Source organism: Streptomyces genisteinicus, from assembly GCF_014489615.1.
Taxonomy (GTDB): domain Bacteria; phylum Actinomycetota; class Actinomycetes; order Streptomycetales; family Streptomycetaceae; genus Streptomyces; species Streptomyces genisteinicus.
This window is the reverse complement of record NZ_CP060825.1, coordinates 2,259,666-2,274,637: the sequence shown is the minus strand read 5'-3', so window position 1 is coordinate 2,274,637 and position 14,972 is coordinate 2,259,666. Positions and strand designations below refer to the sequence as shown.

Here is a 14,972-nt window from a genome sequence, read left to right as displayed (position 1 = left end):
GGGCCCGGACTTCCCTAGGGTGAGCGTGTGACGCACCCTGCCTACCTCCGGTTTCCCCATCTGCACGGCGAACTGCTCGCCTTCACCGCCGAGGACGACGTCTGGGTGGCGCCGCTCGACGGCGGCCGGGCGTGGCGCGTCAGCGCGGACAACATGCCCGTCAACCATCCGCGCATCTCGCCCGACGGCGCCCGCGTCGCCTGGAGTTCGTACCGCGACGGCGCACCCGAGGTGCATGTCGCGCCCGTCGGCGGCGGGCCGTCCGAGCGGCTGACCCACTGGGGCAGCGTGCGGACCACCGTGCGCGGCTGGACGGCCGGCGGCCGGGTCCTCGCGACCTCCAGCCAGGGCCGGGCCTCCTTCCGCCGCACCTGGGCGCACGCGGTGCCGCTCGACGGCGGCCCGGCGGACGTCCTGCCGTACGGGCCCGTCGGCGACCTCGCCGAGGGGCCGAGGACCCTGCTGCTGTCGGCCACCATGGGCCGCGAGGCCGCCGCCTGGAAGCGTTACCGGGGCGGCACCGCGGGCAAGCTGTGGATCCGGTCGTCCGAGGACGCCGCGGACGGCGGCTTCGTCCGCGTCCACGAGGACCTCGACGGCAACATCGAGTACCCGCTGTGGGTGGGCGGCCGGATCGCCTTCCTCTCCGACCACGAGGGCGTCGGCGCGCTCTACTCGTCGCTCCCCGACGGGACCGGACTGCGGCGCCACAGCCCCGTCGACGGCTTCTACGCGCGCCACGCGGCCACCGACGGCACCCGTGTCGTGTGGACGAGCGCGGGCGAACTCTGGATCCTCGACGACCTGGACGACGCCACGCCCCGGCGCCTGGACGTCGCCCTCGGCGGCCAGCGCGCCGACCTCCAGCCCTGGGTCCTCGCCGCGGACCGCAACGTGGGCTCCGCCGCCCCCGACCACACCGGCCGCGGCAGTGCCGTCGAGATCCGCGGCGGCATCCACTGGGTGACCCACCGCGAGGGCCCCGCCCGCGATCTCGCCACCGAGCCCGGCGTACGCGCCCGGATGCCCCGCACCTTCCGCGCCGACGGCGAGGAGCACGTGGTCTGGGTGACCGACGCGGAGGGCGACGACGCGCTGGAGTTCGCCCCGGCCACCGGCGCGGCCGCCGGCTCCACCCCGCGCAGGCTCGGCGCGGGCCGTCTCGGCCGGGTGGTCGCCCTCGCCGTCGCCCCCGACGGCAGCCGCGCGGCCGTCGCCGCCCACGACGGCCGGGTGCTGCTCGTGGAGCGCGAGACCGGCGAGGTGCGCGAGGTCGACCGCAGCGAGGACGGCGACGCCGAGGGGCTCGTGTTCTCGCCCGACTCGGCCTGGCTGGCCTGGTCGCACGCCGGCCCCGACCCGCTGCGGCAGATCAGGATCGCCCGCACCGCGGACCTGATCGTCAGCGAGGCGACACCGCTGCGGTTCGCGGACTACCAGCCGGCGTTCACCCTCGACGGCAAGCACCTCGCCTTCCTCTCCGAGCGCGCCTTCGACCCCGTCTACGACAGCCATGTCTTCGACCTGGCGTTCGTCGGCGGCTGCCGGCCGCACCTGATCACCCTGGCGGCCACCACCCCGTCGCCGTTCGGCCCGCAGCGCCACGGGCGGCCGTTCGACGCGGACCACGACGAGGACGCGGCCGCCGACGGCGAGGACGGCGCCGTGCCCGTGACCCGTGTCGACGTCGACGGACTCGCGGACCGCATCGTGCCGTTCCCCGTGGAGGCCGCCCGCTACTCGTCGCTGCGCGCCGCCAAGGACGGACTCCTGTGGCTGCACCACCCGTTGAGCGGCGTCCTCGGATCCACCAGGGCCACCCCCGACGACCCGGGCCCCAAGACCGTGCTGGAACGCTTCGAGCTGGGCGGCCGGCACGCCGAGGAACTGGCCGAGGACGTCTCGTTCTTCCGCGTCAGCGGTGACGGCAAGCGCCTGCTGCTGTACACCGACGGGAAGCTCAAGGTCGTCCCCAGCGACCGGCGGGCCTCCCGCGACGAGGACAGCGACAGCAACATCACCGTCGACCTGCGCCGGGTGCGCCGCACGGTCGAACCGGCCGCCGAGTGGCGGCAGATGTACGACGAGGCCGGCCGTCTGATGCGCGACCACTTCTGGCGCGAGGACCTCGGCGGCGTCGACTGGGACGGCGTCCTCGCCCGCTACCGGCCGGTGCTGGAGCGGGTCGCCACCCACGACGACCTCGTCGACCTGCTCTGGGAGGTGCAGGGCGAACTCGGCACCTCCCACGCGTACGTGATGCCGCGCGGCGGGCGCGGCAGGCGGGCCACCCGGCAGGGGCTCCTCGGCGCGGACCTCTCGCGTGCCGAGGACGGTTCCTGGCGCATCGACCGCATCCTGCCGTCGGAGACCTCCGACCCGCTCGCCCGCTCGCCGCTCGCCGCACCCGGCGTCGCGCTGCGCGCCGGAGACGCCCTGCTCGCGGTCGACGGCCGCCCGGTGGACCCGGTCAGGGGCCCGTGGCCGCTGCTCGTCGGGGCCGCGGGGACCCCGGTGGAACTGACCGTCTCCCCGGCGGGCGGCGGCGAACCGCGGCACGCGGTCGTCGTCCCCGTCGACGACGAGGAGCCGCTGCGCTACCACGCCTGGGTCGCCGACCGGCGTGCCTACGTCCACGAGCGCTCCGGCGGCCGCCTCGGCTACCTCCACGTCCCGGACATGCAGGCGCCGGGCTGGGCGCAGATCCACCGGGACCTGCGGGTCGAGGTGGCGCGCGAGGGCCTGGTCGTGGACGTGCGGGAGAACCGCGGCGGACACACCTCCCAGCTCGTCATCGAGAAGCTGGCCCGCCGGATCGTGGGCTGGGACCTGCCGCGCGGGCGGCGCGCCTTCAGCTACCCGTTCGACGCGCCCCGCGGGCCGGTGGTCGCGGTGGCGAACGAGTTCTCCGGCTCGGACGGCGACATCGTGAACGCCGCGATCAAGGCGCTCGGGATCGGCCCGGTCGTGGGCACCCGCACCTGGGGCGGCGTCGTCGGCATCGACAGCCGCTACTCCCTGGTCGACGGGACCCTGGTGACCCAGCCCAAGTACGCCTTCTGGCTGGAGGGTTACGGCTGGGACGTGGAGAACCGGGGCGTCGACCCGGACGTGGAGGTGGTGATGACGCCCGGCGACCACGCCCAGGGCCGCGACCCGCAGCTGGACGAGGCGGTCCGGATGGCCCTGGCGGCCCTCGCCGAACACCCGGCGAAGACGCCGCCCGAGCGTCCCTGACGCCTCGTCGGGCGGGGCGGCGGGTCCCCGTGGACGCGTACGCCCCGCCCCGCCACGGGCAAGGGCAGGCATGCGCCCCGCCCTGCACGGGCAGGCACGCGCCCCGCCCCGGTACGGACCGTGCGGCCGAGGGGGCACGGGCGGCCCGCTAGCATGACGGCACACGTGATCGCACCGCGAGGAGGCCCTCCGCATGGCCGGAGAACCGCAGGCCGACTGCCTGTTCTGCAAGATCGCCGCCGGCGACGTGCCCGCCACGATCGTGCGGGAGACGGACACCACCGTCGCCTTCCGCGACATCAACCCGCAGGCCCCCACGCACGTCCTGGTCATCCCCAGGGCGCACTACGCGGACGCCGCCTCGCTCGCCGCCGCGGCGCCCGAGCTCGCGGCCGACGTGCTGCGGGAGGCCGGACAGGTCGCGGAGGACGAGAAGGCCGAGGCCGGGTACCGCATCGTCTTCAACACCGGCTCCGGCGCCGGCCAGACCGTCTTCCACGCCCACGCGCACGTGCTGGGGGGCCGCGGCCTCCAGTGGCCTCCCGGGTAGCAGGGACGGCACCTCGTGTCCGTACGCGAACTGGTGGTGCTCGGCACCGCCAGCCAGGTGCCGACCCGGCACCGGAACCACAACGGCTACCTGCTGCGCTGGGACGGCGAGGGCATCCTCTTCGACCCGGGCGAGGGCACCCAGCGGCAGATGCTGCGCGCCGGCGTGTCCGCGCACGACATCGACCGGATCTGCGTCACCCACTTCCACGGTGACCACTCGCTCGGCCTGGCCGGGGTGATCCAGCGGATCAACCTCGACCAGGTGCCGCACCCGGTCACCGCCCACTACCCGGCGAGCGGGCGGCACTTCTTCGAGCGGCTCCGGTACGCCACCGCGTACCGGGAGACGGTGGAGCTGGCCGAGCGGCCGGTCGCGGCCGACGGCCCGCTGGTCACCGAGGGGCCCTACCGTCTGGACGCCCACCGGCTGTCGCACCCCGTCGAGTCGTACGGCTACCGCCTCGTCGAGCCGGACGGCCGCCGGATGGTCCCGGCGAAGCTGGCCGCGCACGGCATCGCCGGTCCGGACGTCGGCCGGCTCCAGCGGGACGGCGCGCTGGGCGGGGTCACGCTCGACGACGTCAGCGATGTGCGGCGCGGGCAGCGGTTCGCGTTCGTCATGGACACCCGGCTCTGCGACGGGGTCCACGCCCTCGCCGAGGGGTGCGACATGCTGGTGATCGAGTCGACCTTCCTCGACGAGGACGTCCGGCTCGCCACCGAGCACGGCCACCTGACGGCGGGGCAGGCCGGCCGGGTCGCCCGGGAGGGCGGTGTGCGCCATCTGGTCCTCACCCACTTCTCGCAGCGCTACACCGACGCGGCCGACGTCTTCGAGCGGCAGGCGCGGGACGCCGGATTCGACGGAGAGGTGACGGTCGCGCAGGACCTGTGGCGCATCCCGGTGCCGAAGAGGGCCTGAAAGACGCAGGCAGGACGCCCCTAGAATGGGGCCATGCCCATACCCAAGGCCGAACTGCACCTTCACATCGAAGGCACCCTGGAGCCCGAGCTCGCCTTCGCGCTGGCCGCGCGCAACGGCGTCGACCTGCCCTTCGCGGACACCGACGCGCTGCGCGCCGCCTACGCGTTCACCGACCTCCAGTCGTTCCTCGACCTGTACTACGGCCTGATGGCGGTACTGCGCACCGAGGAGGACTTCGCCGAACTGGCGGACGCCTATCTCGCCCGCGCCGCCGCGCAGGGCGTGCGGCACGCGGAGATCTTCTTCGACCCGCAGGCCCACACCGCCCGTGGGGTCGCGATGGGCACGGTCGTCGAAGGGCTCGGCCGCGCACTGGACCGGTCCGAGGAGCGGCACGGCGTCTCCACCCGGCTGATCATGTGCTTCCTGCGCGACCAGCCGGCCGAGTCGGCGCTCGCCACGCTGCGGGAGGCGGAGCCGTACCTGCACCGGATCACCGGTGTCGGCCTGGACTCCGCGGAGGCGGGCAACCCGCCGTCGGTGTTCCGGGAGGTGTACGAGGCGGCGGCCGCGCTCGGGCTGCGCCGGGTGGCGCACGCGGGGGAGGAGGGCCCCGCCGCCTATGTGCGCGAGGCGCTGGACGTCCTCGGCGTGGAGCGGGTGGACCACGGGCTGCGGGTGATGGAGGACCCCGGCCTCGTGGAGCGGCTGGTGCGGGAACAGGTCCCGCTGACCCTGTGCCCGCTCTCCAACGTGCGGCTGCGCGCCGTGGACGTGCTGGCGGAGCACCCCCTGCCGCGCATGATGGCGGCCGGTCTGATGTGCACGGTCAACTCCGACGACCCGGCCTACTTCGGCGGCTACGCGGGGGACAACTTCGCGGCCGTGCGCCGGGAGCTGGACCTCGGCGACGAGCAGCTGCGCGAGCTGGCCCGCAACTCCTTCCTGGCGTCCTTCCTGGAGGACGACGAGGAGCGCCGCTCGCGGTACCTGGCCGAGGTGGAGGCGTACGCGTTCGACGGGAGCGCGACCGTGCCCGCCCCGCGGGACCCCGGCGCACCGCGGCCGGTGCCGTCCGGCTGACCCCGCCCGCGGGGACCGGGGGGCGGCCCGGGACGCGGTGCCCCGGACGCCCGGACCGCGCCGGGTCACGGGCGCCCCGGACGCGCCCGGGCCCCGGGCCGTGTGTCGGCCCGGCGGACGGGACGCATCAGGCAGACTGGCGTGAACCGCACCACGCACGGGAGCACCACGGTGAGCATGCGCGACGGACAGCGACAGCAGGCGACGAGCCTCGACCCCCTGGCCGCCCTGCGGGGGCCGGCGGACCCGGCCTGCGACGTCTACCTCACCGGCAGCGTCTTCCTCGACATCGTCTTCACCGGGCTCGACTCCGCGCCGGTCCGCGGCACCGAGTCCTGGGCCCGCGGCATGGGCTCGAGCCCGGGCGGCGTCGCCAACATGGCCACCGCGCTCGCCCGGCTCGGCCTGCGTACCTCGCTCGCCGCCGCCTTCGGGGACGACCACTACGGCGAGTACTGCTGGGACGCCCTCGAACAGGGCGAGGGCATCGACCTCTCGCTCTCCCGCACCGTGACCGGCTGGCACTCCCCCGTCACCGTCTCCATGGCGTACGAGGGCGAACGCACCATGGTCTCCCACGGCCACGAGGCGCCGCGGTCGGAGCAGGCGCCCCAGTGCCCGCCGCCCGCCCGGGCCGCGGTCGCCTCGCTGACCCCCGGCACCCGGGCCGAGTGGATCGCCCAGGCCGCCCGCGAGGGCACCCGGATCTTCGCCGACACCGGCTGGGACGAGACCGGCCGCTGGGACCCGGCGGACCTCGCCGACCTGGAGCACTGCGAGGCGTTCCTGCCCAACGCGGGCGAGGCGATGCGCTACACCCGCACCGACTGCCCCCGGGCGGCCGCCCACGCCCTCACCGAGCATGTCCGGCTCGCCGTCGTCACGCTGGGCGCCGAGGGCGCGTACGCCGTCGACGGCGCGACCGGCGAGAGCGCCCAGGTGCCGGCGATCGCGGTCGAGGCGCTGGACCCGACCGGCGCGGGCGACGTCTTCGTGGCCGGATTCGTCACCGGCACGCTGGCGGGCTGGCCGCTGGCCGACCGGCTGGCCTTCGCCGGGCTGACCGCCGCCCTGTCGGTGCAGGAGTTCGGCGGCTCGCTCTCGGCGCCCGGCTGGTGGGAGATCGCCGCCTGGTGGCAGTCCGTGCAGGGGCTGCCGGGTCAGGACCCGGCAGCCCTGCGCCGGTACGCCTTCCTGGAGTCGCTGCTCCCCGCCCCCGCCCGGCCCTGGCCGCTGCGCCGCGCGGTCCCGACCATCGGCTTCGGCCGCAGCGCCTGACACCCGCCGGGACGGCGCGGTGCCGGGGCGGCCCGGGGGCTGGTCCCGCACGCCCCTTCGGGTCCGGTAAAAGCCTTCGGCCGTGCAGGCGGCAGGCCGTACCCTGGATGTTCCAGAGGTTGTCGAGCAGCGAGAACCCTGCAACGGGAGGTATGTGCAGGCCACAGAGCCGGCCCATGACTCAGACACCCACAGCCCAGACCCCAGCGCCGGGGCAGGCGCGAGCCCGTATCACCGTCCCCGCGAATCATCCGATGGTGACCGTCCTCGGCTCGGGTGACGCCCTGCTGCGCGTGATCGAGAACGCCTTCCCGGGAGCCGACATCCACGTCCGGGGAAACGAGGTCAGCGCGGTCGGCGACGCGGCGGAAGTCGCGCTCGTCCAGCGCCTGTTCGACGAGATGATGCTGGTGCTCCGCACCGGTCAGCCGATGACGGAGGACGCAGTGGAACGCTCGATCGCCATGCTCAAGGCCGCCGAGGACGGCAGCGGAGAGCCCGGGGGCGAGACCCCGGCCGAGGTGCTCACCCAGAACATCCTCTCCAGCCGCGGCCGGACCATCCGCCCCAAGACGCTCAACCAGAAGCGGTACGTCGACGCGATCGACAAGCACACGATCGTGTTCGGCATCGGCCCCGCCGGTACCGGCAAGACGTACCTCGCGATGGCCAAGGCCGTGCAGGCGCTCCAGTCCAAGCAGGTCAACCGGATCATCCTGACCCGTCCCGCGGTCGAGGCGGGCGAGCGGCTGGGCTTCCTGCCGGGCACCCTCTACGAGAAGATCGACCCGTACCTGCGGCCGCTCTACGACGCCCTGCACGACATGCTCGACCCCGACTCGATCCCGCGCCTGATGGCGGCGGGCACGATCGAGGTCGCGCCGCTGGCCTACATGCGCGGCCGCACGCTCAACGACGCCTTCATCATCCTCGACGAGGCGCAGAACACCAGCGCCGAGCAGATGAAGATGTTCCTGACACGGCTCGGCTTCGACTCCAAGATCGTCATCACCGGTGACATCACCCAGGTCGACCTGCCGAGCGGCACCAAGAGCGGTCTGCGCCAGGTGCAGGAGATCCTCGACGGCGTCGAGGACGTGCACTTCTCCCGTCTCACGAGCCAGGATGTCGTCCGGCACAAGCTCGTCGGCCGTATCGTCGACGCCTACGAGAAGTACGACAACGGGAAGTAGTCACAGCGCGCCATGTCGATCGACGTCAACAACGAGTCCGGAACCGAGGTCGACGAGCAGGCGATCCTCGATGTCGCCCGCTACGCGCTGGCGCGTATGCGCATCCACCCGCTCTCCGAGCTCTCGGTGATCGTGGTGGACACCGAGGCGATGGAGCAGCTCCACATCCAGTGGATGGACCTCCCCGGACCGACCGATGTCATGTCCTTCCCGATGGACGAACTGCGTCCGCCGGCCAAGGACGACGAGGAGCCCCCGCAGGGGCTCCTCGGTGACATCGTGCTCTGCCCCGAAGTCGCCGAGAAGCAGGGCGCCGACGCTCCCACGCAGCACTCCATGGACGAGGAGCTCCAGCTCCTCACCGTCCACGGAGTGCTGCACCTGCTCGGGTACGACCACGAGGAGCCCGACGAGAAGGCGGAGATGTTCGGCCTCCAGGCCGCCATCGTCGACGGCTGGCGTGCGGAGAAGGGCCTCACCGGTCCTTCCCCGGCCCCGACCGTCTCATGAGCCTCCCGCTCGTCGCGGGCGCGGTCGCCCTGGTCGTCGTCGCCTGGCTCGCGGCATGCGCCGAGGCCGGCCTCGCCCGCGTCTCCAGCTTCCGTGCCGCCGAGGCCGTGCGGTCCGGGCGGCGCGGCGCCGAGAAGCTCGCCCAGGTCACCGCCGACCCCACCCGCTACCTCAACGTCGCCCTCCTGGCCCGCGTCGCCTGCGAGATGGCGGCCGGCGTGCTCGTCACCTACGCGTGCATCGAGGAGTTCCGGGAGACCTGGGCCGCCCTGCTCGTCGCGATGGCCGTGATGGTGCTCGTCAGCTACGTCGCCGTCGGGGTCTCGCCGCGCACCATCGGCCGGCAGCACCCGCTGAACACGGCCACCGCCGCCGCGTACGTGCTGCTGCCGCTGGCCCGGATCATGGGACCGATCCCGCAGCTGCTCATCCTCATCGGCAACGCCCTCACCCCCGGCAAGGGCTTCCGCAAGGGCCCGTTCGCCTCCGAGGCCGAACTGCGCGCCATGGTCGACCTCGCCGAGCAGGAGTCCCTGATCGAGGACGACGAGCGGCGCATGGTGCACTCCGTCTTCGAACTCGGCGACACCCTGGTCCGCGAGGTGATGGTGCCGCGTACCGACCTGGTCTCCATCGAGCGGTTCAAGACCGTGCGGCAGGCGCTCACGCTGGCGCTGCGCTCCGGCTTCTCCCGCATCCCCGTCACCGGGGAGAACGAGGACGACATCGTCGGCGTCGTCTACCTCAAGGACCTGGTCCGCAAGACCCACATCAACCGCGACGCCGAATCCGACCTGGTCTCGACCGCCATGCGGCCGGCCGTCTTCGTCCCCGACACCAAGAACGCCGGCGACCTGCTGCGCGAGATGCAGCAGAAGCGCAACCACGTCGCCGTCGTCATCGACGAGTACGGCGGCACCGCCGGCATCGTCACCATCGAGGACATCCTCGAGGAGATCGTGGGCGAGATCACCGACGAGTACGACCGCGAGCTGCCCCCGGTCGAGGAGCTGGGCGAGGGCCGCTTCCGCGTCACCGCCCGCCTCGACATCGGCGACCTCGGGGAGCTCTACGGCCTGGGCGCCGACGAGCTCGACGACGAGGACGTGGAGACGGTCGGCGGGCTGCTCGCCAAGGCGCTCGGCAGGGTCCCGATCGCGGGCGCCGGCGCGGTCGTCGAACTGCCCGACGGCCGCTCGGTGCGCCTGACCGCCGAGTCCCCGGCCGGACGCCGCAACAGGATCGTCACCGTGCTCGCCGAGCCGGTGGAGAAGCCCGGCGACGAGAACGGACCGGTATGAGAGCACGGGAACTCCGGGCCCTCTGCCTGGAATTCAACGCGGCGGTCGAGGAGTTCCCGTTCGGTCCGGAGACCTCCGTCTTCAAGGTGCTCGGCAAGATGTTCGCGCTCAGCGCCCTGGACGGGACGCCGCTGACGGTCAATCTGAAGTGCGACCCCGACGACGCGATCCGGCTGCGCGAGGAGCATCCGGCGATCGCCCCCGGCTACCACATGAACAAGCGGCACTGGAACACGGTGACCGTGGGGGAGCTGCCGGACCGGATGGTGCGCGAACTGGTCGAGGACTCCTACGACCTGGTCGTCGCGGGCCTGCCCCGCGCGGAGCGGCTGCGCCTGGACCGCGGGTAGCCGCGCGCCGTCCCGTACCGGGCTCTTTACACGGTCGAATCGCGTTCAACAAGATCGCGGAAGCTGTGTATTGTCTGTCCGCGTACAAGGGAGGGGGGGCCTCCCGCATTCCGCTTCAGACACCGGGAGAGAACATCCCTATGCGTACCCGTATGCGCCGCGGCGCCGCCGCCGCACTCACCGCTTCCGCGCTCGTCCTCACCGCCGCCGCCTGCGGCGGGGGCGACGACGAGAAGAAGCCCGCAGCCACCGCCGAGGCGGGCGGCGACAAGGCGTCCGCACCGGCCGAGGAGAAGCCGGCGGCGACCGAGCCGCTGACCGCCGAGCAGCTCAAGGCCGCGACCCTGGTCGTCGCCGACCTGGGCGAGGGCTGGAAGGCCGCCCCGCTCGAAGACGACAACGAGCCGGCGCCCAAGGCCGACAAGGCCGAGTGCCAGCCCATCGCGGACCTGATGACCATGGCGCCCGCGAACGCGAGCGCCAAGGGGGAGTCGGCGGACTTCGAGAAGGGCGCCGAGGGCGACAGCGGCCTCAGCCAGCGTGCCTTCACCTTCGAGGGCACCGCCGCCGCGGACCTCACCAAGGCGCTCGGCGCCGCGCTCGACGCCTGCCCGAAGCTGACCTACACCCAGGACGGCGAGAAGGCCGAGGTCCTCATCAAGAAGCTCCCGGACGCGCCGAAGACCGCCGAGGAGTCCTACGCCTTCGTGATGGACATGCCCATCGAGGGCTTCGACTTCAAGATCACGGCTCACATCCTGGTCGCGCGCCAGGGCACGGGCATCACCCGCGCCGCGTACATGCCCGGCCAGGACCCGGCCGCGGTGAAGGCGTTCGACGAGCTCATCCCCAAGATCGGCGACAAGCTCGTCAAGGCGACCCAGGGCTGACACCCTGCGGCGAGGGCCGACGCCCTTGCTCCCGCCTCACGATCGGCCGCCCGGAACCCCTCCGGGCGGCCGATCTATGCTTCGGGCATGACGCAGACCGACGACCTCGGCCCCGAGGACCGCAAGATCATCACGCTGGCGCGCAGCGCCCGGGCCCGCAACGGCGTCGCCGAGGGCGCCGCGGTGCGCGACGAGACCGGGCGCACCTACGTCGCCGGCACGGTGGACCTCCCCTCGCTGAAGCTCAGCGCCCTGCAGACGGCGGTCGCCATGGCCGTCGCCAGCGGTGCGACCTCCCTGGAGGCCGCGGCCGTCGTCTCGCAGGCCGACACCGCCTCCGCCGACGACCGCGCGGCCGTCGGCGACCTCGGCGGCGCCGGTGTGCCGGTGCTGCTCGCGGGCCCCGACGGCGTCCTCAAGTCCTCGGTCACCGCGGGCTGACACCGCTCGCCGGCCACCGTCCCGGGCGCGCGTCACCGACCGCGTCCGGGATCAGGGACAATAAGCGCCATGAGCGCTCGTACCCAGTCCTCCGAAGCCCCCCACCGGGCCGGCTTCGCCTGCTTCGTCGGCCGCCCCAACGCGGGCAAGTCCACCCTGACGAACGCTCTGGTCGGCCAGAAGGTGGCCATCACCTCCAACCGGCCGCAGACCACCCGGCACACCGTGCGGGGCATCGTGCACCGTCCCGAGGCCCAGCTGATCCTGGTGGACACGCCCGGCCTCCACAAGCCGCGCACCCTCCTCGGCGAGCGGCTCAACGACGTCGTGCGCACGACGTGGGCCGAGGTCGACGTCATCGGCTTCTGCCTGCCCGCCGACCAGAAGCTCGGCCCCGGCGACCGCTACATCGCCAAGGAGCTCGCCGGGATCAGGAAGACCCCGAAGGTCGCCATCGTCACCAAGACCGACCTGGTCGACTCGAAGACGCTGGCCGAGCAGCTCATCGCGATCGACCAGCTGGGACGGGAACTGGGCATCGAGTGGGCGGAGATCGTCCCGGTCTCCGCCGTCGGCGACCAGCAGGTGCAGCTCGTGGCCGACCTGCTCATCCCGCTGCTGCCCGAGAGCCCGCCGCTCTACCCGGAGGGCGACCTCACCGACGAGCCCGAGCAGGTGATGGTCGCGGAGCTGATCCGCGAGGCCGCTCTGGAGGGCGTGCGCGACGAGCTGCCGCACTCGATCGCGGTGGTCGTCGAGGAGATGATCCCCCGCGAGGACCGCCCGGCGGACCGCCCGCTGCTCGACATCCACGCCAACGTCTACATCGAGCGGCCCAGCCAGAAGGGCATCATCATCGGCCCGAAGGGTGCGCGGCTGAAGGAGGTCGGCATGAAGTCCCGCAAGCACATCGAGGCGCTGCTGGGGACGCCGGTCTACCTGGATCTGCACGTGAAGGTCGCCAAGGACTGGCAGCGCGACCCGAAGCAGCTGCGGAAGCTCGGCTTCTGACGGGGTGGGGGGCCTGCGCTGCGGGGTCCTTGCCGGACAGGGTGCGGTTTCCGCGGGTGCGGGTGCACGTTTGGGTGCGGGTGTGTGGGTGGCGCACCCACGCTGCGCGCGGGTTGTCCTCAGGCGCCGGACAGGCTTTGTTGCGTGGTTGGGCTTGCGCCCTGTGTGCGGGCGGGGGTGGTGCACCCCCGCTGCGCGCGGGTGTCCTCAAGCGCCGGACGGGCTTGGGTTGCACGGCGCTGGTCCGGTGCGTGGGGTGGGGGTTGCGGGTCCCTCCGGAGGCTAGAGCGCCCGCTCGCCCCAGACTTGTGTTGCCCTAGCCTGAGGACCGTCGGGCGCTTACGCCTCCTGCGCGCCCCGTGTCCGCGGTGGACGTACCGGCCCGATGGTGGGGCGGACGGCGGTGTCCGTCCGCCCCGGTGGTGCAGCGGCCGGGCGTCTCAGGGCGCCGTCCCTGAGGACCAGTCGCGGCGAACGCACCGGCCCGATGGTGGGGCGGGCGGCGGTGTCCGTCCGCCCCGGTGGTGCAGCGGCCGGGCGTCTCAGGCGCCGTCCCTGAGGACCAGCGAGATCAGGTCGCGCTGCGCCCGGGTCAGCCGGGGGTCGGAGCAGTGGACCGTCCGACCGTCGACGGTGAGCTGGTAGACGAAGCCGTCCGGCACACCGACCGGCGGCTCGTCGTGGCCGTCCGCGGCGGCCCGCTCGGCCAGGGCCCGCACGTCCTGGGCGTCGGCCCGGTCCGCGGTGTCGATCTCGGCCGTCTTCTCGATGCCGGCGAATCCGCCGGTACGCCTCACCTGGATACGCATGGTCTCCGTTCTAGTACGGATCGTGGCGGGGCGACAGCGGGGCCCGGCGGTCCGCTCAGGTGCGGGTGTCCACCCCGACCTGCGACCAGGCCTTCAGCACCGCGTCGTGCTCCTCGCCCTCGCCGTAGCGGTCGGCGGCGGCGGCCACCGTCAGACGGGCGAAGCTCGCGAAGTCCGCGTCCACCGGCAGGTCGCCGCCGGTCAGCACGTCGAACCAGATCTGGCCCGCGCGCTCCCAGGACCGCCCGCCGAGGCGGGTGGCGAGCAGGTAGAAGGCGTGGTTGGGGATGCCCGAGTTGATGTGCACACCGCCGTTGTCGCGGCCGGTGCGGACGTAGTCGGCCATCGTCGCGGGCTGGGGGTCCTTGCCCAGCACGTCGTCGTCGTACGCCGTGCCGGGGGCCTTCAGGGAGCGCAGCGCGGTGCCCGAGACCCGCGGGGCGAGCAGGCCTGCGCCGATCAGCCAGTCCGCCTCGTCGGCGGTCTGCCCGAGGGTGCGCTGGCGCACCAGGGAGCCGATGACGTCGGAGACCGACTCGTTGAGGGCGCCCGGCTGGCCGAAGTAGCTGAGGTTGGCCGTGTACTGGGTCAGCCCGTGGGCCAGTTCGTGTGCGATCACGTCGACGGAGACGGTGAAGTCGAGGAAGATCTCGCCGTCGCCGTCGCCGAACACCATCTGCTCGCCGTTCCAGAAGGCGTTGCCGTACTTCTCGTCGTAGTGGACGGTCGCGTCGAGCGGCAGCCCGGCGCCGTCGACGGAGTTGCGTCCGTAGGCGTCCAGCAGCAGCTCGAAGGTGGCGCCGAGGCCCGCGTAGGCCCGGTTCACGGAGGCGTCCGCGACCGGCTCCTCGCCCTCGCGGCGCACCACGACGCCCGGCAGGTCGGTGCCGTTGCGGGCGTCGTGGAGGGTGCGGCGGGGGCCGGCGGCGGGGGCCGCGGCGGTCCGGGCGGCGGCGCCGGCGACCGTGGTCAGGCGCCGGCCGGTGCGCTGGGCGGCGTCCGCCTGCAGGGTGCGGCGGGCGGGGCCGGCGAGGGCGGGGTCGTCCGAGCGCGCCAGCCTGTCGAGGATGTGCGGCGGGACGATGGTGCAGAAGACCGGGGTGTGGTTGTCCATTCCTGGACAGTGGCAGTGCGCACGCCTGATGTCACGGAAAGTGAAGGCGATTACCGAAATGGAGTGATGTGCCACTTCTGGGCTTTACTCATCGGTCGTCCCGCATACTGAAACGGGTCCCACGCTCCCGCCGGGGCTCGGCTAGTCTTCTGGGCATCATGCGTTTCGGGCTGCTTCTCCTTAGCTGCCGCGGCGAGGGCCTGTAGTCGTAGGCCGACCCCCTCCCCGCGGAGTCTGGTGCTGCTCTCGACCACGGTCGGCCCCCATCCCCGCAGGAT

The 14,972-nt window shown here is 73.1% G+C and carries 14 protein-coding genes; 12 read left to right on the top strand and 2 right to left on the bottom strand.

Annotated features, from left to right (window positions below; translation table 11 throughout):
* Window positions 1-27: 27 nt before the first annotated feature.
* From IAG43_RS10005 to era, 12 genes are all read left to right on the top strand, one after another.
* On the top strand, window positions 28-3,237 hold the full coding sequence (locus IAG43_RS10005; RefSeq protein ID WP_187740404.1) for a S41 family peptidase: 3,210 nt from the start codon (window positions 28-30) through the stop codon (window positions 3,235-3,237).
* Between the two features lie 193 nt (window positions 3,238-3,430).
* The gene (locus IAG43_RS10000) at window positions 3,431-3,787 is read left to right on the top strand and encodes a histidine triad nucleotide-binding protein (protein WP_187740403.1); all 357 of its coding nucleotides are present in this window, start codon (window positions 3,431-3,433) and stop codon (window positions 3,785-3,787) included.
* Window positions 3,788-3,802: 15 nt separating this feature from the next.
* On the top strand, window positions 3,803-4,711 hold the full coding sequence (locus IAG43_RS09995; RefSeq protein ID WP_187740402.1) for a ribonuclease Z: 909 nt from the start codon (window positions 3,803-3,805) through the stop codon (window positions 4,709-4,711).
* Between the two features lie 33 nt (window positions 4,712-4,744).
* Window positions 4,745-5,797: an adenosine deaminase gene (locus IAG43_RS09990; RefSeq protein ID WP_187740401.1), complete on the top strand. Its 1,053-nt coding sequence runs from the start codon at window positions 4,745-4,747 to the stop codon at window positions 5,795-5,797.
* A gap of 177 nt (window positions 5,798-5,974) precedes the next feature.
* Window positions 5,975-7,075, top strand: a complete 1,101-nt coding sequence (locus IAG43_RS09985; RefSeq protein WP_187744382.1) for a carbohydrate kinase family protein — start codon at window positions 5,975-5,977, stop codon at window positions 7,073-7,075.
* A gap of 176 nt (window positions 7,076-7,251) precedes the next feature.
* Window positions 7,252-8,268, top strand: coding sequence for a PhoH family protein (locus tag IAG43_RS09980; RefSeq protein ID WP_187740400.1), 1,017 nt, complete (start codon window positions 7,252-7,254; stop codon window positions 8,266-8,268).
* A 12-nt stretch (window positions 8,269-8,280) separates the two neighbouring features.
* Window positions 8,281-8,778, top strand: a complete 498-nt coding sequence (ybeY, locus tag IAG43_RS09975; RefSeq protein ID WP_187740399.1) for an rRNA maturation RNase YbeY — start codon at window positions 8,281-8,283, stop codon at window positions 8,776-8,778.
* The gene (locus tag IAG43_RS09970; RefSeq protein WP_187740398.1) at window positions 8,775-10,079 is read left to right on the top strand and encodes a hemolysin family protein; all 1,305 of its coding nucleotides are present in this window, start codon (window positions 8,775-8,777) and stop codon (window positions 10,077-10,079) included. The genes ybeY and IAG43_RS09970 overlap by 4 nt, the downstream gene beginning before the upstream one ends.
* Window positions 10,076-10,429, top strand: coding sequence for an MmcQ/YjbR family DNA-binding protein (locus IAG43_RS09965; protein ID WP_187740397.1), 354 nt, complete (start codon window positions 10,076-10,078; stop codon window positions 10,427-10,429). The genes IAG43_RS09970 and IAG43_RS09965 overlap by 4 nt, the downstream gene beginning before the upstream one ends.
* A gap of 140 nt (window positions 10,430-10,569) precedes the next feature.
* Window positions 10,570-11,319, top strand: a complete 750-nt coding sequence (locus IAG43_RS09960) for a hypothetical protein (protein WP_187740396.1) — start codon at window positions 10,570-10,572, stop codon at window positions 11,317-11,319.
* Window positions 11,320-11,406: 87 nt separating this feature from the next.
* Window positions 11,407-11,760 (top strand): cytidine/deoxycytidylate deaminase family protein, encoded by a 354-nt coding sequence (locus tag IAG43_RS09955; RefSeq protein WP_187740395.1) that lies wholly within the window; start codon window positions 11,407-11,409, stop codon window positions 11,758-11,760.
* Window positions 11,761-11,829: 69 nt separating this feature from the next.
* Window positions 11,830-12,771 carry a GTPase Era gene (gene era, locus IAG43_RS09950; RefSeq protein ID WP_187740394.1) on the top strand — a complete coding sequence of 314 codons (942 nt, stop codon included), beginning with the start codon at window positions 11,830-11,832 and terminating at the stop codon, window positions 12,769-12,771.
* A 542-nt stretch (window positions 12,772-13,313) separates the two neighbouring features.
* Here the strand turns inward: era and IAG43_RS09945 are convergent.
* Window positions 13,314-13,580 carry a protealysin inhibitor emfourin gene (locus IAG43_RS09945; RefSeq protein ID WP_187740393.1) on the bottom strand — a complete coding sequence of 89 codons (267 nt, stop codon included), beginning with the start codon at window positions 13,578-13,580 and terminating at the stop codon, window positions 13,314-13,316.
* Between the two features lie 55 nt (window positions 13,581-13,635).
* Window positions 13,636-14,694, bottom strand: coding sequence for a M4 family metallopeptidase (locus IAG43_RS09940; protein WP_187740392.1), 1,059 nt, complete (start codon window positions 14,692-14,694; stop codon window positions 13,636-13,638).
* Window positions 14,695-14,972 lie beyond the last annotated feature (278 nt).